At 75.5% G+C, this 25,998-nt stretch carries 14 protein-coding genes; 12 read left to right on the top strand and 2 right to left on the bottom strand.

Going from position 1 to position 25,998, the window contains the following annotated elements; all coding sequences use genetic code 11:
• Window position 1 precedes the first annotated feature (1 nt).
• The 6 genes from ACGH2B_RS07950 to moeZ all read left to right on the top strand — a co-directional run bounded on the left by ACGH2B_RS07950 (window position 2) and on the right by moeZ (window position 7,817).
• Window positions 2-1,402: a DUF3152 domain-containing protein gene (locus ACGH2B_RS07950; protein WP_399086202.1), complete on the top strand. Its 1,401-nt coding sequence runs from the start codon at window positions 2-4 to the stop codon at window positions 1,400-1,402.
• Between the two features lie 218 nt (window positions 1,403-1,620).
• Window positions 1,621-3,240: a glycosyltransferase gene (locus ACGH2B_RS07945; RefSeq protein WP_399086199.1), complete on the top strand. Its 1,620-nt coding sequence runs from the start codon at window positions 1,621-1,623 to the stop codon at window positions 3,238-3,240.
• Window positions 3,237-4,577 (top strand): hypothetical protein, encoded by a 1,341-nt coding sequence (locus ACGH2B_RS07940; RefSeq protein ID WP_399086196.1) that lies wholly within the window; start codon window positions 3,237-3,239, stop codon window positions 4,575-4,577. The genes ACGH2B_RS07945 and ACGH2B_RS07940 overlap by 4 nt, the downstream gene beginning before the upstream one ends.
• 232 nt (window positions 4,578-4,809) lie before the next feature.
• Window positions 4,810-5,760 (top strand): NAD-dependent epimerase/dehydratase family protein, encoded by a 951-nt coding sequence (locus ACGH2B_RS07935; RefSeq protein WP_399086193.1) that lies wholly within the window; start codon window positions 4,810-4,812, stop codon window positions 5,758-5,760.
• Window positions 5,748-6,563 (top strand): spherulation-specific family 4 protein, encoded by an 816-nt coding sequence (locus ACGH2B_RS07930; RefSeq protein ID WP_399086190.1) that lies wholly within the window; start codon window positions 5,748-5,750, stop codon window positions 6,561-6,563. Before ACGH2B_RS07935 ends, ACGH2B_RS07930 begins: the two co-directional genes overlap by 13 nt.
• Window positions 6,564-6,638: 75 nt before the next feature.
• Complete coding sequence (moeZ, locus tag ACGH2B_RS07925) at window positions 6,639-7,817, top strand: adenylyltransferase/sulfurtransferase MoeZ (protein WP_399086187.1); 1,179 nt, start codon at window positions 6,639-6,641, stop codon at window positions 7,815-7,817.
• 137 nt (window positions 7,818-7,954) lie between these two features.
• Here the strand turns inward: moeZ and ACGH2B_RS07920 are convergent, their stop codons facing one another.
• Entirely contained in the window at window positions 7,955-10,903 is a 2,949-nt protein-coding gene (locus ACGH2B_RS07920) for a lysylphosphatidylglycerol synthase domain-containing protein (protein WP_399086184.1), read from the bottom strand.
• A gap of 321 nt (window positions 10,904-11,224) precedes the next feature.
• Between ACGH2B_RS07920 and ACGH2B_RS07915 the strand changes: the two genes are divergently transcribed.
• The 5 genes from ACGH2B_RS07915 to nudC all read left to right on the top strand — a co-directional run bounded on the left by ACGH2B_RS07915 (window position 11,225) and on the right by nudC (window position 22,710).
• A complete protein-coding gene (locus tag ACGH2B_RS07915; RefSeq protein ID WP_399086181.1) occupies window positions 11,225-11,884 on the top strand; it encodes an MGMT family protein in 660 nt (219 codons plus the stop codon).
• Between the two features lie 331 nt (window positions 11,885-12,215).
• Window positions 12,216-15,740 carry an ATP-dependent helicase gene (locus tag ACGH2B_RS07910; protein WP_399086178.1) on the top strand — a complete coding sequence of 1,175 codons (3,525 nt, stop codon included), beginning with the start codon at window positions 12,216-12,218 and terminating at the stop codon, window positions 15,738-15,740.
• Between the two features lie 554 nt (window positions 15,741-16,294).
• The gene (locus ACGH2B_RS07905; protein ID WP_399086175.1) at window positions 16,295-20,290 is read left to right on the top strand and encodes a UvrD-helicase domain-containing protein; all 3,996 of its coding nucleotides are present in this window, start codon (window positions 16,295-16,297) and stop codon (window positions 20,288-20,290) included.
• A 10-nt stretch (window positions 20,291-20,300) separates the two neighbouring features.
• Entirely contained in the window at window positions 20,301-21,701 is a 1,401-nt protein-coding gene (locus ACGH2B_RS07900; protein WP_399086172.1) for a dipeptidase, read from the top strand.
• A 73-nt stretch (window positions 21,702-21,774) separates the two neighbouring features.
• Complete coding sequence (nudC, locus tag ACGH2B_RS07895; RefSeq protein ID WP_399086169.1) at window positions 21,775-22,710, top strand: NAD(+) diphosphatase; 936 nt, start codon at window positions 21,775-21,777, stop codon at window positions 22,708-22,710.
• Window positions 22,711-22,884: 174 nt separating this feature from the next.
• Here the strand turns inward: nudC and ACGH2B_RS07890 are convergent, their stop codons facing one another.
• Entirely contained in the window at window positions 22,885-23,142 is a 258-nt protein-coding gene (locus ACGH2B_RS07890) for a glutaredoxin family protein (protein ID WP_399086166.1), read from the bottom strand.
• Between the two features lie 507 nt (window positions 23,143-23,649).
• Between ACGH2B_RS07890 and ACGH2B_RS07885 the strand changes: the two genes are divergently transcribed.
• A complete protein-coding gene (locus tag ACGH2B_RS07885) occupies window positions 23,650-25,941 on the top strand; it encodes an ATP-dependent DNA helicase UvrD2 (RefSeq protein ID WP_399096805.1) in 2,292 nt (763 codons plus the stop codon).
• Window positions 25,942-25,998: the final 57 nt, after the last annotated feature.

The raw sequence follows: 25,998 nt of genomic DNA, 5'->3' as shown, positions 1-25,998 counted from the left end.
GGTGGGACGGCACAGCCGCAGAGGCGGGACGCAGGACGGGAACGACACGGCGGCGACCGGGCCGCACGCGGCGGAGCCGGGCACCGGCCGCCGCAGGCGCGGACCGGGCGACGCCGAACGGCCGCACCTGGCGGAGACCGCCGCCCGCCCGCACCCGGGGCCCGTACGGGAGGGCGTCCGCGGCGGCCACCCCGAGCAGCGGGAGCCGGGCGGCGGCTGGGGGCTGCCGCCGTCGGTCCCGGGAGCGTCGGCGCCCGGCCCGCCCGCCGTGCGCCGCGCCGCGTCCCGGGTGTCCGCCACCGGGCCGCGGGTGCCCCGCCCGCGCAGCGCCGAACCGGACGTCCGGCTGCCGGACCCCGCCACCGCCGAGGTCCGCCCCGGCGCGGACGCGACGTCCGGCGGCGGGCCCCGGCGGGAGTACCTGGAGGCGTTCGACACGCCGGACGTGTCCGGGGCGCCGGCCGGCGGGCCTGCGGACAGCGGCCGTCCGGCGGTCCTCGCGCGGGAGGCGACGGGGCCGGAGAGTGAGGCCCGTTCGGTCGAGGGCGGGGGCGGCGCAGGTGTGCCCGCGCCGGACGCGCCGCCGTCCGGGAACGGCCGCAAGGGCGGTCTCGGACGGACCGTCACCGGCGTCGCGGCCGCCGCGGTGACCACCGTGCTCGCCGTCGTGGTGGCCGGTCAGGTCGCCGAGCAGCGGCCGCAGGGCACCGGCCACGCGGGCGGCGGCCCGGACCGCACCGACCCGCAGGACGAGGGCGCCTCGCGCTCCGGGGACCGGCCGCTGGACGCCAAGCCCGCCACGTACGCGCAGCGGATGGCCGAGCCGTTCCCGCTGGACGCGAAGCTGACCGCCTCGGGGAAGTTCACCCCGGTCGGCGGCGCCGCGAAGGCGCCCGGCCGCGGGCACGTCGTCCGCTACCGCGTCGACATGGAGACCGGACTGCCGCTGGACGGCGAGCTGTTCGCCGACGCGGTGCACAAGACCCTCAACGACGACCGGAGCTGGGCGCACGGCGGCACCCGGACCTTCGAGCGGGTCGCCTCCGGCGACGCCGACTTCGTCATCACGCTGGCCAGCCCCGGCACCACCGACGTGTGGTGCGCCAAGTCGGGCCTGGACACCTCCGAGGACAACGTCTCGTGCGACTCGGCGGCGACCCCGCGCGTGATGATCAACGCGTACCGCTGGGCCCAGGGCGCGAAGACGTACGGGCCGGACAAGATGTACGCCTACCGCCAGATGCTCATCAACCACGAGGTCGGCCACCGGCTCGGCCACAACCACGAGGTCTGCTCCCGCTCCGGGGCGCTCGCGCCGGTGATGATGCAGCAGACGAAGTTCCTGACGACGGACGGCGCCACCTGCCGCCCCAACTCCTGGCCGTATCCCGGCGGTCGGTGAGGCGGGCCCCCGGGCGTCCCGGGCGCGAACTCGCTGCTTAGCGCATGGGAACGCCCCATGGGGCGGAAAGTTACGACCGTTCACCCCTTCCGGTGGCGCGACGGACAACCGTCCATCGCGCCACCGGCCCTTTTGCGTAGCGTCGTTCCGCGACCGGCGGCCCGGACCGTCCCGCCGGGCACCGACACACGCCGAGACCGGAGAACGGGAGGGGACACGTGCGCATCGGACTGCTCACCGACGGTGCACGCCCCGGCGCGCCGCGTGGCACACAGCGGTGGTACGACCGGCTCGTCCAGGGGCTGCCCGGCCACGAGTTCACGGAATTCGCCCTGCCCGCCGCGGGCCACCGGTCCGCGCCCGGCGCCGCGCGGCGCCGTACGGACGGCCGGGGCCGCACCATGGACCGCTCCGCCCGCCGCCGCTTCGCCCGCCACTTCACCGACCTCACCGCCGCGCTCACCGCCGGACCGGCCGGTACCACCGACCAGGCGGACCGTTTCGCCGCCGGTCTCCACGGCCTCGCCGATCTCGCCCGCGACCACGCCGATCTGCCCGCGCTGCTCCGCTCCGAGGCCGCCCTGCGCCTGCTGGAGCGGGCCTGCCGCGCCCCCGGCGCACTCCCCGCCGCGCACGCCGCCCAGGTCCCGGACCTCCTCGCGGTCACCGCCCGCCTCGACGCGGCGCTGCGCCCGCTCTCCCTCGACTGGTACGGGGACGGCGCGCCGGGCCTCGACACCGTCGACCTCTGCCACGCCACGGCCACCGGCCCCACCGCCCTCGCCGGGCTGCTGGCCAAACGCTTCTTCGGCACTCCGCTGCTGGTCACCGAGGACGGCCCGGGGCTGCGCGCCCACTACCTCGACCGGGCCACCGCCCCGCTCGGCGCCCCGGCCCGCGCCCTCCTCGCCGCCTTCCACCGGGCCCTCGCCACCGAGACGTACGCCCGCGCGACGCTCATCACCCCGGACACCGCCCACGCCCGCCGCTGGCAGGAGCGGTGCGGGGCGGCGCCGCAGCGGCTGCGCACCGTCCATCCCGGGGTGGACGCCGGGCCGTTCCTCCGGACGCCCGAGGCGCGGGCCGACGGCGCCACCACCCTGGTGTGGGCCGGATCCGTCGAACCGGCCAAGGACCTCACCGGACTGCTGCGCGCCTTCACCCGGGTCCGCGCCGCCGTCCCGGGCGCCACCCTGCGGATCGTCGGCGGGCCCGGCGACGCCCCCGACGCGGGTGCTTACCTCGCCCACTGCCGGGCCCTCGCCGACCGGCTCTTCCCCCGGGGGCCCGGCCCCGCCCGCCCGGTGCGCTTCGAGGAACCGGCCGGGGCGCCCGCCGTCGCCGACGCCTACGCCACCGCCGCCGTCGTGGTGCTCTCCAGCGTCGACGAGGGCTTCCCGCGCACCCTGGTGGAGGCGATGTTCAGCGGCCGGGCCACCGTCTCCACCGACGCGGGGGCGGTCTGCGAGGTCATCGGCGGCACCGGTCTGGTCGTCCCCGCCGGTGACCCGGACGCCCTCGCCGGCGCCGTGCTCGCCCTCCTCGCCGACCCGGCCCGCCGTGCCCGTCTCGGTGCCGCCGCCCGCGCCCGGGCCCTGGAACTCTTCACCCCCGAACGCCACCTCACCGCCTTCCGCGGCATCTACCTCGAACTCCTCGCCCACGCCCGCCCGGAGCCCGGCCCCGGCACCCCGCGCCCCTTCGCCCGCCCCGCCGAGACCCACCTCCCGGGCCGCCGGGGCACCGCCGTCCCCCGTACGCCCCCGACCGACCGCACCCCGAGCTGGGCCGCCGGGCCGCGCCGCCGCCCGGCGGTCACGAGAGGAGAGACGCGATGACCCCGAGCACGGACTTCCCGGACCGCGAGCCCTCCCGCACCCCCGCACGCCCCTGCCGCCCGGGCCCCGCCTGGCGCGCCGCCCGCCGCCCGGCCGTCCGCAGGGAGACGGCGCCGTCCGGGCCGGAGCCCGCCGCCGGGCACCCGCCCCGCGAGACGCCTGCCGGTCCGCCCCGGGACGCGGCCGCTGCCAGGTACGCGTCCCGGGCCGCCACCCCGGCCGGCCGCTCGCCCCGGGAGACGCCCCCCGCGCAACCCGCCGACCCCGTAAGGGCGTTGCTCCACCGGCACCGGCGGCTGTGTGCGTACGCCGTCGACCCGCTGGAGATCGCCGCCGGTCTGGAGGCGCACGGTGTCACCGACCGCACCGCGCACCGCTTCCGGCACCGCGACGTCTTCTCGCTCGCCGAGGAGCTGTACGCCCGGGTGCCCCGCGCGCGCGTCGCCGCCGCGCCGCCCCCGGAGCCCGCCGGACGCGGGGCGGTCGTACGCGCCGTCCTCCCGCTCCTGCCGGGCGCGCTCTGCGCGGCCACCCTCGCCGCGGTCGCCGCCGTCCACCCGGGGCACCCCCTGGCCCGGCCCGCCACCGCCGCCGCGGGTGCCGTCCTCGTCCTGCTCGCACTCCGGCTGTGCCTGCGCGCCGGTCCGCCGCGGCTCCGCCGGGACGGGCGTCCGTACGCCGCCGTCCTCGCCGTCGGCTGGCTCATCGGTCACGCCCTCCTCGGGGGCGCGCCGTCGACCGCACTCCTCTCCGGGGGGCCCGGCCTCCCGCACCCCGACGGCGCCGTCGCGCTCGCCCTGACCTGCGGTGTGGCGCCCGCCGCGGTGCTCGCCCGGTGGTTCGCGCGGCGCGCCCGGCGCGGCCTCGCCGTCAGCCGCGGGCTGGGCGAACTCGCCTCGCGGGTACGGCCGTTGCTGCTCGGCGCCGTCCTGCTGCACGCCACCGCCCAGCTCGCCCTGCTGCTCGGCGCCCGCCGGCTGACCGGCGGGCCCGCCGATCCGCCCGCCGTCCTCGTCGCCGTCACCGCCCTGGGCACGCTGCTCTTCCTCGCCCGGCTGCTGGCCGTCCACGGCTTCCCCGCCGCCGCCCTCGCCGGGCCCGCGGTGGCCGCCGCCGGCGAATTCCTCGCGCTGTCCCTGGCGCTCGCCGCATGGCTGCCGGGCGCGCGGGCGCTCGGCCGGCCGGTGGACGCGCTCACCGCCGCCGCGGGCCCGGCCGCCGTACCGGCCGTGCTCTGCGCCGCCACCACCCTCGGCCTCCTGGCGTACGCCCTGCGCGTCCTCGCCGGTGCCCGCGCCCACCTGGCCCCGGGGCAGTCGGAGGCGGCCCGGCCATGATCCGGCGAATAGCCCTCCGGCCCGGCCGCCGCCCGGCGGCCCCGGGTACCGGCGCCCCGCCCGTTCTCACCTCGCGGGCCCCGCCCCCGGCGCGGACCACGACCCCCTCCGGGCCGCCGTCCCGCGGCGGCCGTCCGCCCGCGGCCGAACACCACCACCGCCCCGTCCCACGAGGAGCACGACACATGAACGTCCACCCGACCGCATGCCGTGAGCACCAGGGGGTCGCCCGATGAGGGTCCTGCTCATCGGCGCCAACGGCTACCTCGGCCGCTACGTCGCCGACCGCCTGCTCGCCGACCCCGCCGTCCAACTGACCGTGCTGGGCCGCGGCGACGACGCCGACGTCCGCTTCGACCTCGCCACCGGCAGTCCCGGCGCGCTCACCCGCTTCCTCGACGCCGTCCACCCCGGCGTCGTCGTCAACTGCTCCGGCGCCACCCGCGGCGGCGCCCGTGACCTCACCCGCCACAACACCGTGGCCGTCGCCACCATCTGCGAGGCGCTGCGGCGCAGCGGCTGCGGCGCCCGCCTGGTCCACCTCGGCTGCGCCTCCGAGTACGGACCCTCGCAGCCCGGTTCGTCCACCGCCGAGGACGCGGTGCCGCGCCCCGGCGGTCCGTACGGCGTCAGCAAGCTCGCCGCCACCGAACTCGTCCTCGGCTCCGGTCTCGACGCGGTCGTGCTGCGGGTCTTCTCGCCGGTCGGGCCGGGCACGCCCGCCGGTTCGCCGCTGGGGCGGCTGGCGGAGGCGATGCGCCGCGCCATGCAGTCCGGCGACGGTGAGCTGAAGCTCGGCGGGCTCGGCGTCCAGCGGGACTTCGTCGACGTCCGGGACGTGGCGCGGGCGGTGCACGCCGCGTCGCTCTCCGCCGCGCAGGGCGTCGTCAACATCGGCACCGGGCGCGCGGTGCGGCTGCGGGAGGCCGCGTCCGTCCTGGCCCGGGTCGCCGGGTTCGGTGGCGCGCTGCACGAGCTGGACTCGCCGCCCGCCCGCCTGATCATCCCGGGCCCGTCGCCGGAGCACGGCACCGCGCCGCCCACCTACCCCTACCCGGACGGCTGCGGCACCTGGCAGCAGGCCGATGTGCGCACCGCACGGGACCGGCTCGGCTGGCGGCCGCGGATCGGACTGGAGGAATCCCTCGCCGACATCTGGATGGAGGCCGCATGCCGCATCTGACCACCGCGGGCACGACCCGCGCCCCCACCGGTGACGGGCCCTTCGGGGTCGGCGTCCCGGGCATCGCCCATCCGCTGCTCGCGCCCACCGAGTGGGCCGAACTGCTGCGGGTCTCCCGGGGGTTCGTCGCCCCCCGGGAGGCCCCCCGGGGCGTGGCGGGCGTGGTGCCCGGCTACGCCCCGGTCGCCCCGGTGCACTGGGCGGTCCTCGACGTCGCCCGGGGCCCGGGGGCGCGCCCCGATCCGCACTGTCTGCCCGCCGCCGCCCGGCTGCGTGAGACGGGTGTCCGCCTGTTGGGACATCTCGATCTGCGGTACGGCACCCGGCCCTTCGGGGAGCTGCTCGCCGACGCCCACCGCTTCCTGGAGTGGTACAAGACCGACGGATTCCTGCTGGACCGCGCCCCTTTGGACCGCGCCGAACTGCCCGTCACCCGCCGCGCCGCCGCCGCGCTGCGCGGTCTGGCGGACGGCGTCCACCTCGTCCTCGGCCACGGCGCCCATCCGCACCCGGGGTACGCCGAATCCGCGGACCAGCTCATCACCTTCGCCGGACCGTGGTGCGAATACCGCTGGTCACAGGTGGCGCAGTGGACCGCCGACCACCCGCCCGAGAAGTTCTGCCACCTCGTCCACGGCGTCCCCTCCACCCACCTCGACGAGGCGCTGCGGATCGCCCGCTGGCAGGGCGCCGCGACGGTCTTCTTCACCGACCGCCGCGACCGCGACGGCGACGCCTGGGAGACGCTGCCCGGCTACTGGGACGATTTCGTCTCGCGCATCGGACCAGGTGTCTTGGAATGAAGACGGGCGTGGCAGTGTTACGGACAGAACAACCGTACTGACCCACACCGACCAACCCCCTTGTTGAGGTCTTCCGTGTCGCTGCCACCCCTGGTCGAGCCCGCTTCGGAGCTCACCGTCGACGAGGTCCGCAGGTACTCCCGCCACCTGATCATTCCCGACGTGGGGATGGACGGGCAGAAGCGGCTGAAGAACGCCAAGGTGCTGTGCGTAGGCGCCGGCGGCCTCGGTTCGCCCGCCCTGATGTACCTCGCCGCGGCAGGCGTGGGCACCCTGGGCATCGTGGAGTTCGACGAGGTCGACGAGTCGAATCTGCAACGGCAGATCATCCACAGCCAGTCGGACATCGGCCGCTCCAAGGCCGCGTCCGCCAAGGACTCGGTGCTCGGCATCAACCCGTACGTGAACGTGGTCCTTCACGAGGAGCGGCTGGAAGCCGAGAACGTGATGGACATCTTCAGCCAGTACGACCTGATCGTGGACGGCACGGACAACTTCGCCACCCGCTATCTCGTCAACGACGCCTGCGTGCTGCTGAACAAGCCGTACGTCTGGGGCTCCATCTACCGCTTCGACGGCCAGGCGTCCGTCTTCTGGAGCGAGCACGGCCCCTGCTACCGCTGCCTCTACCCGGAGCCCCCGCCCCCCGGCATGGTGCCCTCCTGCGCCGAGGGCGGCGTCCTCGGCGTGCTCTGCGCCTCCATCGGCTCCATCCAGGTCACCGAGGCCATCAAGGTCCTCGCCGGCATCGGCGACCCGCTCGTCGGCCGCCTGATGATCTACGACGCGCTGGAGATGACATACCGCCAGGTCAAGGTCCGCAAGGACCCCGACTGCGCGGTCTGCGGCGAGAACCCCACCGTCACCGAGCTGATCGACTACGAGGCGTTCTGCGGCGTCGTCTCCGAGGAGGCCCAGGAAGCGGCGATGGGCGCGACGATCACGCCCAAGCAGCTCAAGGAGTGGATCGACGCCGACGAGAAGATCGAGATCATCGACGTCCGCGAGCCGAACGAGTACGAGATCGTCTCGATCCCCGGCGCCAAGCTGATCCCGAAGAACGAGTTCCTGATGGGCAACGCCCTCCAGGACCTCCCGCAGGACAAGAAGATCGTCCTGCACTGCAAGACCGGTGTCCGCTCCGCCGAGGTCCTCGCCGTCCTGAAGTCCGCCGGGTTCGCCGACGCGGTCCACGTCGGCGGCGGCGTCATCGGCTGGGTCAACCAGATCGAGCCGGAGAAGCCGGTCTACTAGCCGAGCAGCCGGTCCGCCGACCGCGCACCGGGGGCCGACCGCGCACCGGGGCCGTGAGCGCCCCCGCCCCGCACAGACCGAAGGCGCCGCCCCGCAGCACGCGGGGCGGCGCCTTCGCCGTGTCCGGGGGCCGTGCCTCAGATCTCGCCCTTACGGGTGAGGTGGGTGAAGGCCAGCCAGCCGGGCAGCACCGGCAGCCAGAACGTCATCAGCCGGAACAGCAACACCGCCGGGAACGCGACGTCACCGCCGAGCCCCGCCAGCGTCAGCGCCGTGATCAACGCGCCCTCGATCGCGCCCACACCGCCCGGTGTCGGCGCCGCCGAACCCAGCGCGTTGCCGGCGAGGAACGCCACCGCGATGCTCGCGTAGCTGAGCGTGTCGCCGCCGCCGAAGGCGCGGATGGACGCGTCCAGACACATCACGTTCGCCGCCGTCAGCAGCAGCATCCCGCCGATGCCGGTGACCAGCTTCCCGGGGCGCTGGAGGATGTCCAGCATCCGCGGCACCACCCCGGCGAACAGCGACCGCACCCGCGTCACCACGAACTTCCGCAGCACCGGCACCGCGGTCACCACCAGCACCAGCACCGCGACCGTCAACAGCCCGGCGATGACCGTCCGGGACGGCGACAACTGATCCTCGCCGCTCTCCGTCCCCGTCAGATAGCCGAACGTCAACAGCAGCAGGACGTGCGCGCCCAGACCGAACAGTTGCGAGGCACCGACGCTCGCCACCGCCAGCCCCGGCCGCACCCCGGCCCGCTGGAGGAACCGGGTGTTCAGCGCCACACCGCCGATCGCGGCGGGCGCCACCAGCTTCACGAAGTTCCCCGCGATCTGCGCGATCACCGTCCGGACGAACGACACCTTCTCCGTGACGAACCCCAGCAGACTCATCGCCGCCGCGATGTACGTCGTCGCCGAGAACACCATCGCCACCAGCACCCAGATCCACTGGGCCTCGCTGATCACATTGATCAGATCGAAGTGCGCCACCTGCGACATCAACTGCGACAGCAGCAGATACGCGGCGAACGCACCGGCGATCCAACTGATCAGGATCCGCGGGCTCAGCCGCTCCAGCTTCGCCGGTTCGATCACCGCCGTCGGACGGATCAGCAGCACCTGCCGCCGGATCTGCGCCAGCAGATCCTCCTCACGCGCCTCCTCCGACGCCTCGTCCAGCGCCCGCTTCTCGTCCGCCTTCGCCTGCGCGCGCATCGCCCGCAGCCGCTTGCGTTCCGCGGGCCCGGCGGCCGCCAGCTTCTCCCGGGACTCCTTCGCGGACCGCGACGCCTCCAGCACCGCCTCCCGCTCCCGCGCCGACCGCTCCCGGGCCCGCTGCCGCAGCGTCGCCCGCGTCGTCCGGCTCAGCGCGATCGGCTGGAGCAGCGGCAGACTGTCCGCGACCGCGTCCGGCCCCAGCACCTCCACCGCGACGGCCACCGCCCGCTCCGCGCCGACCCGCAGGCCCAGCGTCGTCAGCAACTGCGCGACGTCCATCCGCAGCACCAGATCACCCGCGGCGATCTCACCGCCGCGCAGCTCCGTCAGCGTCACCCTGCCGGAACGATCCACCAGCAGTGCGTCCCCGACCAGCCGCCGGTGCGCGATCCGCCGCGACTGCAACGCCGCGACCTGCTCCCACGCGCTGCGCAGCACCGCGTCGGTGATCTCCGCGTCGTCCAGCGCGTCCAGCCGCCGCCCGCCGATGTGCTCGTACACCAGCATCACGGCGTCCGGGCCCAGCTCCGACGTGGCGATCAGCTTCGGGGCGCGGGCGCCCGCGGCGATCGCGGCGTACGCCAGCAACGCCTCCTGCTCCAGCGCCTGCCGCAGCGACTGCAGGCTGCGGCGCTGGTTGATGCCGCGCAGCGACAGACGCCGCCACACCCGGTAGAAGAAGCCCTGCGCCTGCTGTTCGCGGTCGACGACCGTCACATCGATGGGCGGGCCGTCCTCCCGCGTCACCAGGTAGCGGCGCCCGCGGTCGGAGTGCTCGGGGTGATCCGGATTGGCGAGGTCCTCGGCGCGCAGCGCGCTCACCGGGTGGAACCCCACGCGCCGCAGCCCGGCGAGGAGGTTCTGCCCGGTGGGCCGCACGTTGGGGGTGCCGACCGCGTACAGCGTCCCGTAGGCCACCGTCCAGCCGATCAGCACCGTCGTGACGATCGCGAACGGCGTGGTGTACCGGCCGACCAGCACCGCGAAGGCGTCCAGCAGCAGCACGCACCACATCGCCACCCGCCACCGCGGGCGCCGCGACATCCCCACCGCCGTCATGTACGCGATGACCGGCGCGAGGTAGCTGTGGACCGGTGTGGTCAGCGACCCGTCGTGCATCCGCTGGGTCAGCGCCGCCCGGATCGAGGCGGGCGCCGCCTCCGCGACCCACAGGTCCGTCGCCAGCGACACCCCGTGCGCCAGCACCGCCGCCAGCACCCCGTCGGCGATGCGCAGCCCGTCGCGTTTGATCAGCCGCTCGACGGCGAACGCCACCGGGACGATCAGCACCGCCACGCTCGACGCCAGCCCCGCGAAGTTGATCAGCAGCCGCGGGGCCTGACCCGCGCCCTTGCCGATGTCGTCGGCCAGCCCCTGCGTCGTGGCGTGCGCGAACGCCGCCAGCGCCAGGACCAGCGCGATCCCCGCGATGCCGAGCAGCAGCCGCAGCAGGTCGGCCGGGCGGTGCACCCGCGCCGGCAGCAGCGGCTCGTCGCCCGACACCCGGTCCGCGTGCTCCTCGCCGTCCGGGCATCCCACGCCGTCGCACGTCGCCGGATGCGAACCGGTCCGGGGCACGCCGCCGTCCCCGCCGGACGCCGCGGCCGGGGCGCCCGCGGGCCGCTCGGGCCCCGCGTGCTCCACGTCCGGCTGCGGTCCGGCTCCCGTCTCGTGCCCCTGCGGTGTCCGCTGCGCGTCGTCGCCCGCGTGGTGCGCGGGCCCGTCGGGTCTCTCGGACGCCCCGGGTCGTTCGGCCTTCTCGATCGTGCTCGCCTTTTCGGTCGCGGAGACCGCGGACGGCCTCCGTTGCTGCTTCCCCTGATCCGCCGCCGGCCGGTCGGCCCGGCGCCTCGGCGCCATGCCTCCCGGGGCGGTGGCGGCGGCTCCCGGCTGCCGGGCACCAGGCGCTTCCGCCTCCCGCGGAGGCGCCGCGCCCTGCCGTGTGGACGTCGCGTTTCGCTCACGTCTCACCAGTCACCGCCCGGAAGATGGTGGCACGGCTGTGCGGGGGGCGGGGGGATCAGGGTGCTTTTCGCGGCCGGGAGAAGCGGAAGCCGAGCCCCCGCTCACCGCCCGGCACCCGCCCCGGGCCTCCCGCATCCCGGGCCCGCACACCGCCCGCACCCGGCCCCCGCCACGCGCCCCGCGCCGTTGTCGGTGGGGTACGGCAGGATGGACCGAATGAGTGGCCACCGCGACGGCACCGCACCTGACCCCTCCGTGCCCGGCACCCCGCCCCCCGAGGACATCCGCCCCGCACCCGAGCTGCCCGACTACGCCGAACGCGTCCTCGGCGTCGCCGAACGCATCCCGCCCGGCCGCGTCCTGACCTACGGGGACATCGCCGCCCGCCTCGCCGCCGAGGACCACGACGGCCGCGGCGCCGGCGGCCCCCGCCAGGTCGGCCGCGCCATGGCCCTCTACGGCGGCGCCGTCCCCTGGTGGCGCGTGGTCCGCGCGGACGGCGCCCCGCTGCCCGGCAGCGAACACCGCGCCCTCGCCCACTACCGCGCCGAAGGCACCCCGCTGCGCACCGCCGCCGACGGCTCCGCCACCCGCCTTGACATGCGCCGCGCCCGCTGGGAAGGACCCCTCACACCCGCCGCCGACTGTGACGTTCCCGACACCGCCCCCGGCGCCCGGACCGTCGCCGACCTCACCCACCTCCCCGGCCTCCCGGAAGGCGCGGTCCCCCTCGGCGAGGACGGGCCCGCGGCCGGCGACATCGCCAGGGCCGGGGGCCGCACCGCAGGTCGCGGCCGCGGCGACGGCCCGGCGGCCCCCGGCGGACCGGCCCCGCGCACCCGGCGCCGGGGCCGCGGCGGGACGGCGCACTCCTGAATCCGCGCGCCCTCGCCGCCCGGGGGCGCCCTGTGGACAACCGCCGGCCCACCCGCCGCCTGGCGTAGCGTCGATGTCCGGCACCGCACACCCGGTCGACCGGGGCGGCCCGGACCGGCCGTCCGGTCCGGGCCCGGCGGCGCCCCGCCCGCCGCGGCCCCGCGCCGTCACGGCCCGCACCCCGTCCGCCCCGTCACGACCCGTACCTCCACCAGAACCGGCGAACCACGTGAGCTCCTCCTTCTCCGACACACCGCGACGCCCGCATCCCCGCGCGCCGCGGCGGGACGCCCCCGGCCCGTACCGCCTGGTGCGGACCGACCCGGGGACGATGGAGCCTCCTGCCTTGGACGCCGCGCAGCGCGCGGTGGTTCAGCACGGCGAGGGACCGCTCCTCGTCCTCGCCGGGCCCGGCACCGGCAAGACCACCACCCTCGTCGAGTCCGTCGCCGCCCGCGTCCGGGGCGGCGCCGACCCCGAGCGGATCCTCGTCCTCACCTTCAGCCGCAAGGCCGCCGTCGCCCTCCGCGACCGCCTCGCCGCCCGCCTCGGCACCACCGCCCTCCCGCAGGCCACCACCTTCCACTCCTTCTGCTACGCCCTGGTCCGCGCCCACCAGGACGCCGACCTCTTCGCCGACCCGCTGCGGCTGCTCTCCGGCCCCGAACAGGACCTCGTCGTCCGCGAACTCCTCGCCGGACAGGCCCGCCTCGCCGCCGCCGGACGCGCCCGCGTGACCTGGCCCGACGAACTCCGCGCCTGCCTGACCACCCGCGGCTTCGCCGACGAGGTCCGCGCCGTCCTCGCCCGCAGCCGCGAACTGGGCCTGGGCCCCGACGCCCTCGCCGCCTTCGCCCGCCGCACCGGACGCCCCGACTGGTCCGCCGCCGCCGGCTTCCTCGCCGAATACCTCGACGTCCTCGACGCCCAGGGCGTCCTCGACTACGCCGAACTCGTCCACCGCGCCGTCCTCCTCGCCGAGGACCCGGACACCGGCGTCGCCCCCCGCCTCACCGCCGCCTACGACGCCGTCTACGTCGACGAGTACCAGGACACCGACCCCGCCCAGCTCCGCCTCCTGACGGCCCTCGCCGGACCCGGCACCACCCGCGGCGCACCCGGCACCCCCGGCCGCACCCTGATCGCCTTCGGCGACCCCGACCAGTCGATCTACGCCTTCCGCGGCTCCGACGTGAACGGCATCCTCGACTTCCCCACCGCCTTCCCCCGCGGCGACGGCACCCCCGCACCCGTCGCGGTGCTCACCACCGCCCGCCGCCCCCGCGCCGCCCTGCTGGCCGCCACCCGCGAGGTGGCCCGCCGGATGCCGCTCACCCGGCTGCCCGCCGCCACCGTCCGCGCCCACCGCACACCGGACGCCGTCCGCCCCGGCGGCCGCGTCGACGTCCTCACGTACCCGACGCCCGGCGCCGAACTCGACAACATCGCCGACCTGCTGCGCCGCGCCCACCTGGAGGACGGCGTCCCCTGGCACGAGATGGCCGTCCTGGTCCGCGCCGGCGCCCGCTCCCTGCCCGCCGTCCGCCGCGCCCTCACCTCCGCCGGCGTCCCCCTCGACATCGACGGCGACGACCTCCCGCTCCGCGACGAGCCCGCGGTCGCCCCGCTGCTCACGGCGTTGCGGGTGGCGGCCCGGGGGGCGCTGGGGCGCGGTGGAGGGACGGCCGGGAGCGGCGCGGCCGCGGCCCGGGCGGATGCCGCCGAAGGGCCGGACGCCGCTGACGGCGCGCCGGGCGACCCGGTGGCCGGGTCCGCAGCCGTACCGGGGGAGGAGCCTGTTTCCGGTGGGCCGGTGGCCGAGCCCGCGTCCGTACCGGGCGGGCCGGGTGCCGCCGGCGGTCCGGACGCCCCGGGCACCCCGGCGCCCCCCGGACCCGCGGCCTCCCCCGAGGACTCCGGCCCCGTACCGGACAACCCGGCGGACACCGCCGCCCCGGACGGCACCCTCGCCCCCGCCCACCTCACCCCCGAGACCGCGCTCGACCTGCTCACCTCGCCGCTCGGCGGGATGGACGCCGCCGACCTGCGGCGGCTCGGGCGGGCCCTGCGCGAGGAGGAGCGCGCCGCGGGCACCGCGCTGCCCCGGCCGTCGGACGAACTCCTCGCCCGCGCCCTCGCCGAACCCGAACGCCTCGTCGCCCACGACCCCGCCTACGCCCGCGGCGCCCAGCGCCTCGGCCGCCTCCTGCGGGCCGCCGAGGAACTCCTCGCCACCGGCGGCACCGCCGAAGCCGCCCTGTGGGAGCTGTGGAACGGCACCCCGTGGCCGCAGCGCCTGGAACGCGCCGCCCACCGCGGCGGCGCCGCCGGACGCAACGCCGACCGCGACCTCGACGCCGTCGTCGCCCTCTTCGAGACCGCCGCCCGCGCCGAGGAACGCACCGGCGGCCGCGGCGCCCTCAACTTCCTCGAAGAGCTGGCCGCCCAGGACATCGCCGCCGACACCCTCACCCGCCGCGTCCCCACCCACGACGCCGTCCGCCTGATGACCGCCCACCGCGCCAAGGGCCTCGAATGGCGCCTCGTCGTCGTCGCCGGAGTCCAGGAAGGGCTCTGGCCCGACCTGCGCCGCCGCGGCTCCCTCCTCGAAGCCGACCGCATCGGCCGCGACGGACTCGCCGAACCCCTCACCCCCGGCGCCCTCCTCGCCGAGGAACGCCGCCTCTTCTACGTCGCCACCACCCGCGCCCGCGACCGCCTCGTCGTCACCGCCGTCAAAGCCGCCGCCGACGACGGCGACCAGCCCTCCCGCTTCCTCACCGAACTCGGCACCGCCCCCCAGGACGTCACCGCCCGCCCCCGCCGCCCGCTGGCCGTCGCCGCCCTCGTCGCCGAACTCCGCGCCACCACCGTCGACCCCGCGGCCACCCCCGCCCTCCGCGACGCCGCCGCCCACCGCCTCGCCCGCCTCGCCGCCCTCCGCGACGACGACGGCCGCCCTCTCGTCCCCGCCGCCCACCCCGACAACTGGTGGGGCCTGGCCGAACCCACCCACAACGCCACCCCGCTCCGCGACCGCGACCAGCCCGTCGTCCTCTCCGGCAGCGCCCTCGACCAGCTCGCCCGCACCTGCGCCCTCCAGTGGTTCCTCGGCCGCGAGGTCAAGGCCGACGCCCCCGCCACCGCCGCCCAGGGCTTCGGCAACGTCGTCCACGTCCTCGCCGACGAGGTCGCCTCCGGCCGCACCCCCGCCGACCTCGCCGTCCTCATGGCCCGCCTCGACTCCGTCTGGGACGCCCTCGCCTTCGACGCCCCCTGGAAATCCCGCCAGGAGAAGGAGAACGCCCGCGCCGCCCTGGAACGCTTCCTGCGCTGGCACACCGACGAACGCGACCTCCGCGGCGCCACCCCCGCCGCCTCCGAGCACGACTTCGACGTCACCCTCGACGCCGGCCCCCACCAGATCCGCATCCGCGGCACCATGGACCGCGTCCAACGCGACGACCAGGGCCGCGCCTACGTCGTCGACTTCAAGACCGGCAAACAGAAACCCACCGGCCCCGAGGTCGCCCACCACCCCCAGCTCGCCGTCTACCAGCTCGCCGTCCGCCAGGGCGCCCTCGACGACGCCTTCGACGGCCACCCCCCCGAGACCGCCGGCGCCCAACTCGTCCACCTCCGCCTCGGTGCCCCCCGCAAGGACGGCGGCGACGCCCTGCCCACCGTCCAGACCCAGCCACCCCCCGACGGCACCTGGGTCGGCGACCTCCTCGCCGAAGCCGCCGGCCGCGTCCTCGACGAACGCTTCACCCCCACCACCGGAACCCACTGCACCCACTGCGCCTTCCGCACCTCGTGCAGCGCCCAACCGGAGGGACGGCAGATCGTCGAGTGAGGGGGCCTACGGGGGAGGGGCGGCCGGCTCCGGACAGCGGTTACGGGGGAGGCCACGGCCGGAGCCGGACAGAGCGGGCTACGTGTACGAGAGAGCTGACGTCCTGGAGGCCCGGCGGCGGACGTCCTGGAGGGCCGGGGCGGGCGCGCCGCTGGGCGGGGCGGCCCGTCGGGCTACGTGTACGAGAGAGCTGACAGGGATGCCCGGCGGCGGACGTCCCGGAGGGCCGGGACGGGCGCCGCCGCCGGTCCGGGCGGCCCGGTGCGGGGCAAGCGGCCGGCAGGACCGGAAGACCGGATACCGGGCCGTTCGCCGGGCCACAGCGACGCGCGGCGGCTACCGCCCCGCCGGTCCTCACCCGCTGCCCGCCGTCCGCCGCGAAGCGCCGGAAGCCCGGACCCGGCCCCCCGCGGACGCGCACCGCCCGCCGACCGCCCCGGCCCGTCGCTCCCCGCACCCCCGGCCGCCCGCCGCCCCGGCATCACCCCAGGTCAAGCCCGGCACGGCCGCCGCCCCCACGCCGATTGTCAGTCCCTCCCGTTACCGTTTTCGATGTGCCCGCGCCACTCACCGACCCCGAGCAGCTCAAAGAACTCCTCGGCATCCCGTTCACCCCGGAGCAGACGGCCTGCATCACCGCGCCGCCCGCCCCGCAGGTCATCGTGGCCGGAGCCGGATCCGGCAAGACCACCGTCATGGCCGCCCGCGTCGTCTGGCTCGTCGGCACCGGACAGGTCGCCCCCGAGCAGGTCCTCGGCCTCACCTTCACCAACAAAGCCGCAGGTGAGCTGAGAGAACGCGTCCGCACCGCCCTCCACGCCGCCGGCGTCACCACCCCCGCGGACGACCCCGCCGACCCCGACGGACACCCCGGCGAACCCCACATCGCCACCTACCACGCCTTCGCCGGCACCCTCCTCAAGGACCACGGCCTGCGCATCGGCATCGAGCCCGGCGCCCAGCTCCTCGCCGACGCCACCCGCTTCCAGCTCGCCGCCCGCGTCCTGCGCACCGCCCAGGGCCCCTTCCCCGCCCTCACCACCTCCCTCCCCACCCTCGTCGACGACCTCCTCGCCCTCGACGCCGAGCTGGCCGAACACCTCGTCCCCCCCGACCGCCTCCAGCGGTACGACACCGAGCTGCTCACCACCCTCGAAAACCGGCCGCTGACAAACGCCGACCTGCGGAAAGTCCCCGAGACCGCCCGCGCCCGCCGCGAGCTGACCACCCTCGTCACCGCCTACCGCGACGCCAAACGCCGCCGCGACCTCCTCGACTTCGGCGACCAGATCGCCCTCTCCGCCACCCTCGCCACCACCCGCCCCGAGGTCGGCGCCCTCCTCCGCGACACCTTCCGCGTCGTCCTCCTCGACGAGTACCAGGACACCTCCGTCGCCCAGCGCCTCCTCCTCTCCGGACTCTTCGGCGCGGGCACCCGCCCCGACGGCACCCCCGGCCCCGGCACCGGCCACGCCGTCACCGCCGTCGGCGACCCCTGCCAGGCCATCTACGGCTGGCGCGGCGCCTCCGTCGCCAACCTCGACGACTTCCCCGAACACTTCCCGTTCCCCGACGGCACCCCCGCCCACCGCCACGCCCTCAGCGAGAACCGCCGCAGCGGCGGCCGCCTCCTCGACCTCGCCAACACCCTCGCCGCCCCCCTCCGCGCCCGCCACACCGGCGTCGAAGCCCTCCGCCCCGCCCCCGGCGCCGAACACGACGGCACCGTCCGCTGCGCCCTGCTGCCCACCCACGCCGAAGAACTGACCTGGCTCGCCGACCACCTCGCCCACCTGGTCCGCACCGGCACCCCGCCCGGCGAGATCGCCGTCCTGTGCCGCACCGCCACCGACTTCGCCCGCATCCAGGGCGAGCTGGTCGACCGCGACCTCCCCGTCGAGGTCGTCGGCCTCTCCGGACTCCTCCACCTCCCCGAGATCGCCGACCTCGTCGCCGTCTGCGAAGTCCTCCAGGACCCCACCGCCAACGCCGCGCTCGTCCGCCTCCTCATCGGCCCCCGCTGGCGCATCGGCCCCCGCGACCTCGCCCTCCTCGGCCGCCGCGCCCGCACCCTCGTCCACCACACCGGCCCCGCCGACGACCCCGCCCGCCGCCTCGCCGAAGCCGTCGAAGGCACCGACCCGGCCGAAACGCTCTCCCTCGCCGACGCCCTCGACACCTTCCTCGAAGCCGACGGCCCCGACGACGGCCTGCCCTTCTCACCCGAGGCCCGCAGACGCTTCGCCTACCTCGCCACCGAACTCCGCGACCTGCGCCGCTCCACCGGCGACCCCCTCATGGACGTCCTCCACCGCGTCCTTGCCACCACCGGCCTCGACGTCGAACTGGCAGCCTCCCCGCACGCCCTCGCCGCCCGCCGCCGCGAAACCCTCACCACCTTCCTCGACACCGCCGCCGGATTCGCCGCCAAACAGGGCGGCGCCGCCCTCGACGGCGACGCCACCCTCGCCGCCTTCCTCGGCTTCCTCCGCACCGCCGCCCGCCACGAGAAGGGCCTCGACAGCTCCCTGCCCGGCGGCGACAACACCATCAAGATCCTCACCGCCCACAAGTCCAAGGGCCTCGAATGGGACGTCGTCGCCGTCCCCGGACTCGTCGCCAAGCAGTTCCCCAGCGAACAGCCCCGCGACTCCTGGACCACCCGCCCCAAGGTCCTCCCGCACACCCTGCGCGGCGACGCCGCCACCCTCCCCGACGTCGACACCTTCGACGCCCGCGGCCTCAAGGCGTTCAAGGAGGCGATGAAGGACCACCAGGCCACCGAAGAACTCCGCCTCGGCTACGTCACCTTCACCCGCCCCCGCTCCCTCCTCCTCGGCTCCGGCCACTGGTGGGGCCCCCAGCAGAAGCGCCCCCGCGGCCCCTCCGCCTTCCTCGAAGCCCTCCGCACCCACTGCGAGGCCGGCCATGGCGAGATCGAGATCTGGGCCGACCCCCCCGAGGACGACGCCGAGAACCCCACCCTCACCGACGACGCCACCACCCACGACTGGCCCCTCCCCCTCGACCCCACCGCCACCACCCACCGCCGCACCGCCGCGGCGACGGTCCGCGCCCACCTGGCCCGCATGCCCGGGGGACCGGACGCCCCGGACGTCCGAGAGCCCGGCGCCCGAGCCGAGCAGGAGCCCGGCACCAGGGACGCGCGGAAGCCGTCCGCCAGGGTGCCCGGCGGACCTGGCCACGCCGCGATGCCCGCCGAGGACGCGTCGGGGAGCGCGTCCGCCGCCGACGGCACGCCCGATGGCCCGTACGCGGTGCCAGGCCCGCACGCCGGGCCCGGCTCCCGCGTCGAGCCCGGCCCCGGTACGACGACCGGCCCGTACGCCGGGCCCGGCTTCCGTGACGAGCCCGATCTCCGCGACGTGACCGACCTGTACGACGCGACCGACCTGTACGACGAGCCTGACCCTTACGGGGAGCCTGACCCCTACGGCGACCCCGACCCGTTCGACGCCCCGGAACCGTACGAGGAGCCCGCCCCGTACGGCGACACCGCCCCGCACGAAGCCGCGCCCGCCCGCCCCGACGGCAAGAGCGACCCCGCCGACGACAAGGACGGCACCGTCCACAGCGCCGCGCGCCTCCCCGGTGGCGAACCCACCCCCACGTCGGACCACCCCCACGCCGACGACACCGACCTCTTCGCCGGCGAAGAGGACCTCCTCCCGGCCCGCACCCCGCACCACCCGGCCGTCCCCGGCCCCCGACACCCCCACGCCGCCTCCTCGCTCGACGCCCCCGCCGACCTCGACCACGACGGCACGGCCCTCACCGGCCACGGCCCCGGCACCCCCCTCCTCCCCGAAGAGCGCCGCACCCTCGCCTCCTGGGACCGCGACCTCGACGCCCTCACCACCGAACTCCGCCGCGCCCGCGCCACCGTCCGCGACGTCCCCCTCCCGCACGCCCTCAGCGCCACCCAGCTCATGCACCTCGCCGCCGACCCCGACACCTTCGCCCGCGACCTCGCCCGCCCCATGCCCCGACCGCCGCAGCCCGCCGCCCGCCGCGGCACCCGCTTCCACGCCTGGGTCGCCTCCCGCCACGAAGAACTCCCCCTTCCCCTCCACGACCCCGACGACCTCCCCGGCGCCGACCCCACCGCCCACCCCGACATCGCCGACGAAAGCGACCTCGAAGCCCTCAAGGAAGCCTTCGCCCGCACCCCCTACGCCCACCGCACCCCGTACCGCGTCGAAACCCCGTTCCGTATGACCCTCGCCGGACGCGTCATCAGCGGCCGCATCGACGCCGTCTACCGCACCCCCGGCCCCGACGGCACCGACCACTTCGACCTCATCGACTGGAAAACCGGCCACACCCAGGACGCCGACCCCCTCCAGCTCGCCATCTACCGCCTCGCCTGGGCCGAACGCCACCACCTGCCCCCCACCGCCGTCGGCGCCGCCTTCCTCCACGTCCGCACCGGCACCCTCATCCGCCCCGCCCACCTCCCCGGCCGCCCCGAACTCGAACGCATCCTCCGCGGCGAGACCGCCGACCGCCCTCACCCGGAAGGCCGATAGGCTCGGACCCATGAGCACCACCCCGGACAGCGCCGTCCACGCGTACCTCACCGCCCACCGCGAGGCCTTCCTCACCGACCTCGCCGACTGGCTGCGCATCCCCTCCGTGTCGGCCGACCCCGACCGCGCCCCCGACGTACGCCGCAGCGCCGAATGGCTCGCCGCCCAGCTCACCGCCACCGGCTTCCCCACCGCCGAGATCTGGGAGACCGACGGCCACCCCGCCGTCTACGCCCACTGGCCCAGCGACGACCCCGACGCCCCCACCGTCCTCGTCTACGGCCACCACGACGTACAGCCCGCCGCCCGCGAGGACGGCTGGCACACCGACCCCTTCGAACCGCACACCGCCGACGGCAAGCTCTACGCCCGCGGCGCCGCCGACGACAAGGGCCAGGTCTTCTTCCACACCCTCGGCGTCCGCGCCCACCTCGCCGCCACCGGCCGCACCACCCCCGCCGTCCACCTCAAGCTCCTCATCGAAGGAGAAGAGGAATCCGGCTCCCCGCACTTCCCGGACCTCATCGCCCGCCACGCCGACCGCCTGGCCTGCGACGCCGTGATCGTCTCCGACACCGGCATGTGGTCCAAGGACACCCCCACCGTCTGCACCGGCATGCGCGGCCTCACCGACTGCCAGATCGACCTGTACGGCCCCGACCAGGACATCCACTCCGGCTCCTTCGGCGGCGCCGTCCCCAACCCCGCCACCGAAGCCGCCCGCCTGGCCGCCGCCCTCCACGACACCGACCGCCGCGTCACCATCCCCGGCTTCTACGACGGCGTCATCCCCCTCACCGACCAGGAACGCGCCCTCCTCGCCGAACTCCCCTTCGACGAAGCCGCCTGGCTGCGCACCGCCCACTCCCACGCCACCCTCGGCGAGGCGGACCACACCACCCTCGAACGCATCTGGGCCCGCCCCACCGCCGAGGTCAACGGCATCTCCGGCGGCTACCAGGGCCCCGGCGGCAAAACCATCGTCCCCGCCACCGCCCAGCTCAAGCTCTCCTTCCGCCTCGTCGCCGGCCAGGACACCGAGGCCGTCCAGCGGTCCGTACGCGACTGGGTCGCCGCCCACCTCCCCGACGGCATCCGCCACACCCTCACCTTCTGGGGCGCCACCCGCCCCTGCCTCACCCCGCTCGACCACCCCGCGCTGCGATCCGTCGTCCGCGCCATGGGCCGCGCCTTCGACCAGAAGATCCGCTTCACCCGCGAAGGCGGCTCCGGGCCCGCCGCCGACCTCCAGGACGTCCTCGGCGTACCCGTCCTCTTCCTCGGCATCTCCATCCCCTCCGACGGCTGGCACGCCCCCAACGAAAAGGTGGAGCTCGACCTCCTCCTCAAGGGCGCCGAAACCACCGCCCACCTCTGGGGCGACCTCGCGGAGAACTGGCACACCACCTGACCCGCCGTACCCCACACCGCCCGCGCCCCACACGCAGCAACCACCCACGCCACAGGGGGAGTTGGAGACCGCAGTGACCACCTGGACCGACCACAGCGCTGACCGGCCGATCACCTTCAGCGCACCGAGCGGCATCGACCGCGCCGCGCACCACCGCCTCGACGAGGCATGGCTCGCGGCGGCCTGGAGCCACCCCTCCACCCGCGTCTTCGTGGTCTCCGGCGGCCAGGCCCTCATCGACGACACCCCCGACGGCCGCACCGAACTGATCATGACGCCCTCCTTCGAGGCGCCCCTGACCGAAGCCCACCGCTACTACCTCGGCACCGACGACGACGGCGTCAGCTACTTCGCCCTCCAGAAGGACGCCCTCCCCGGCCGCCTCGACCAGTCCGCCCGCGCCGCCGGACTCCGCGAAGCCGGACTGCTCCTCTCCCCGCGCGACGCCGGACTCCTCGTCCACGCCGTCGCCCTGGAGAACTGGCAGCGCCTCCACCGCTTCTGCTCCCGCTGCGGCGAACGCACCGTCATCGCCGCCGCCGGACACATCCGCCGCTGCCCCGCCTGCGGCGCCGAGCACTACCCCCGCACCGACCCCGCCGTCATCATGCTCGTCACCGACGACCAGGACCGCGCCCTCCTCGGCCGCCAGGTCCACTGGCCCGAAGGCCGCTTCTCCACCCTCGCCGGCTTCGTCGAACCGGGCGAGTCCATCGAACAGTCCGTGGCCCGCGAGGTCTTCGAGGAAGCCGGCGTCGTCGTCGGCGACGTCGAGTACGTCGCCAGCCAGCCCTGGCCCTTCCCCTCCAGCCTCATGCTCGGCTTCATGGCCCGCGCCACCTCCTCCGACATCCAGGTCGACGGCGAGGAGATCGAGGAAGCCCGCTGGTTCTCCCGCGACGACCTCACCGCCGCCTTCGCATCCGGCGAGGTCCTCCCCCCGTACGGCATCTCCATCGCCGCCCGCCTCATCGAACTCTGGTACGGCAAGCCGCTGCCCAAGCCCTGACCTGCCGACGCACGGCGGCGGCGCTTTCCCCTCCGCTCACCGGACGGGGAACGCCGCCGCGCACGGGCGTACGCGCACCGGCTCCCGGAGCGCCCCGCCTCCCCGCACGACCGTGCCCGGACACGACTGTGCCCTCCCCGGACGACTCCGGGGAGGGCACAGAAACGCGGTACCTCAGCTGGCCAGTGCCTGCTTGACCTGATTGAGGCTCGGGTTCGTCATGACGACGTTCTCGCCGCCGGACGGGGGAACCACCAGCACGGTCGGCACCGTCTGGTTGCCGCCGTTCGCCTTCTCCACGAACGCCGCGGAATCGGCGTCATGCTCGATGTTGATCTCGGTGTACGCGATGCCCTCACGGTCCATCTGGCTCTTCAGCCGACGGCAGTAACCGCACCAGGTCGTGCTGTACATCGTCACAGTGCCCGCCATGCGCCCCGCGCTCCTTCGGTAAGACTCTCGCAACAGAAGCCGCCACGAGGAACGGGACCCACGCCCCGACCCACCCGGACCGGAGCCGCGAGGCCCCACCCGGAAGCGGCGACACCACGACAACGCGACGGGCGGCCGGAGCATTCCCGGGAGGCGGGCGGGGCTGGGGGCGCGGTGAGGCGGGGATGGGAGGAGTGGGGCGGGATGGGGTGAGGCGGAGGAGGGGGGAGTGGGGAGACTGAGGGCTTTCGTCGGCTCCTGGGCTTTTCCGCTTCGGCTTCCCTCCCTCTCCCTCCCCCGGGGGCCCCACCCCCACCCCACCCCTCCTCCACCCCCACCACGATCAGCCCGCCACCCCCAGCCTCCCGACCGCGCCGCGCCCCCCGACAGCGCCGGCTCCGCCTCGCCTCTCCGCGTCCTCCCTCACTCCAGCACATTCCGGCGCGGAGCGTCGTCGGCTGTCCACAGCGGGCGGTTGCGGTAGTACCGGTGCTGGGCGGCCTGTGGATGGTTTGGGGTATCCGCCGATGGACCTGGCAGCATGGCGGGGTGACTGAAGCATCGGATTCTTCGCTTTTCCCGCAGGTCCCGGATTCGGCCGATGCGGTGCTCGACGGGCTCGATCCGGAGCAGCGTGAGGTGGCGACGGCGCTGCGGGGTCCGGTGTGTGTGCTGGCGGGTGCGGGCACGGGCAAGACGCGGGCGATCACGCATCGGATCGCGTATGGCGTGCGGTCGGGGATGTGGCAGCCGGCGAGTGTGCTGGCGGTGACGTTCACGGCGCGGGCGGCGGGGGAGATGCGGGGCCGGTTGCGGCAGCTTGGTGCGGGCGGGGTGCAGGCGCGGACCTTCCATTCGGCGGCGTTGCGGCAGTTGCAGTTCTTCTGGCCGAAGGCGGTGGGCGGGGAGGTGCCGCGGCTGCTGGAGCGGAAGGTGCAGGTGGTCGCTGAGGCGGCGGCGCGGTGCCGGGTGCGGTTGGACCGCGCGGAGCTGCGGGAGGTCACGGGGGAGATCGAGTGGTCGAAGGTGACGCAGACGGTCCCGGCGGACTATCCGGCGGCGCTGGTGAAGGCGGGCCGCGCGGCGCCTCGTGACGCGGCCGAGGTCGGGCAGATCTACACGATGTACGAGCAGCTCAAGCGGGAGCGCGGCGTCATCGATTTCGAGGACGTGCTGTTGCTGACGGTGGGTGTGTTGCAGGACCGGCATGACATCGCGGAGCAGGTCAGGTCGCAGTATCAGCATTTCGTCGTTGACGAGTATCAGGACGTCAGCCCGTTGCAGCAGCGTCTTCTGGAGCTGTGGCTGGGGGAGCGGGACTCACTGTGCGTGGTGGGTGATCCGGGGCAGACGATCTACAGCTTCACCGGCGCGACCCCCGATCACCTGCTGAATTTCCGCACCCGTCATCCGGGCGCGACGCTGGTGAGGCTGGTGCGGGATTACCGTTCGACGCCGCAGGTGGTGCATCTCGCGAACGGTGTGCTGGCGCAGGCGACCGGGCGGGCGGCGGAGCACCGCCTGGAGCTGGTCTCGCAGCGCGCGCCGGGCCCGGAGCCCGTGTTCGTCGAGTACACCGATGAGCCGGCGGAGGCGGAGGGCGTGGCCCGGCGCGTCCGGGAGCTGATCGCGTCGGGGGTGTCGGCGGGTGAGATAGCGGTGCTGTTCCGCATCAACGCGCAGTCCGAGGTGTACGAGCAGGCACTGGCGGACGCGGGCGTGCCGTACCTGCTGCGGGGCGCGGAGCGGTTCTTCGAGCGTCCGGAGGTCCGGGAGGCGGGGGTGGCGCTGCGCAGCGCCGCGCGTTTCGGGGGGAACGACGCGCTGCTGGACGATGCGGTGGATGTGCCGTCGCAGGTGCGGGCGGTGCTGAGCACGAAGGGCTGGACGAGCCGGCCGCCGGCGGGTTCGGGGGCGGTGCGGGACCGCTGGGAGTCGTTGGCGGCGTTGATGCGGCTGGCGGAGGACTTCGCGCGGGCCCGCCCGGAAGCGTCGCTCGCGGATCTGGTGGCCGAGCTGGACGAGCGGGCGCGGGCGCAGCACGCACCGACGGTCGAGGGGGTCACGCTGGCTTCGCTGCATGCCGCGAAGGGCCTGGAGTGGGACGCGGTGTTCCTGGTGGGCCTGACCGAGGGCATGATGCCGATCTCCCACGCGACGTCCGACGCGGAGGTGGAGGAGGAGCGGCGCCTGCTGTACGTGGGGGTGACGCGGGCGCGGGAGCACCTGGGCTTGTCGTGGTCGTTGGCGCGTTCGCCGGGAGGCCGGGCGTCGCGGCGTCCCAGCCGGTTCCTGAACGGTCTGCGGCCCGGTGGCGGCGGTACGACCCGCCGCGCGGCGGGCGCGGCCGTGGGCGGGGTCGAGCGGGGCGCGGGCGGCCTGTCGGGTGGCTTCCGCCGCCGGGACCGCAAGCCCGCCCGGTGCCGGGTGTGCGGCCGGACGCTGACGGACGCCGGTGAGATGAAGCTGATGCGCTGCGAGGACTGCCCGTCGGAGCTGGACGAGGGGCTGTACGAGCGGCTGCGCGACTGGCGGGCGGCGCAGGCGGCACGGCTGTCGCAGCCGACGTACTGCGTGTTCACCGACAAGACGCTGATGGCGATCGCGGAGGCGGTGCCGGGTTCGGCGGGGGAGCTGGCGCAGATCTCCGGTGTGGGGCGACGGAAGCTGGATCGTTTCGGGGCCGACGTGCTGGCTCTGTGCGCAGGTCAGGAGCTTGACGACGGTGCTGCGGAGGACCTTGTGGGGGGCGCCGGTGCGGATGGTGCGGAGTCCGCGGAAAACTCGTCGGAAAAATAGTTTGCGCACGCGGACGGCATCCCCATAGCCTTCGGAAGCACGGTGATGACGGGCTTC

The organism is Streptomyces sp. BBFR2, from assembly GCF_044497305.1.
Taxonomy (GTDB): Bacteria; Actinomycetota; Actinomycetes; order Streptomycetales; family Streptomycetaceae; genus Streptomyces.
This window is presented reverse-complemented; position numbering and strand designations above follow the sequence as displayed.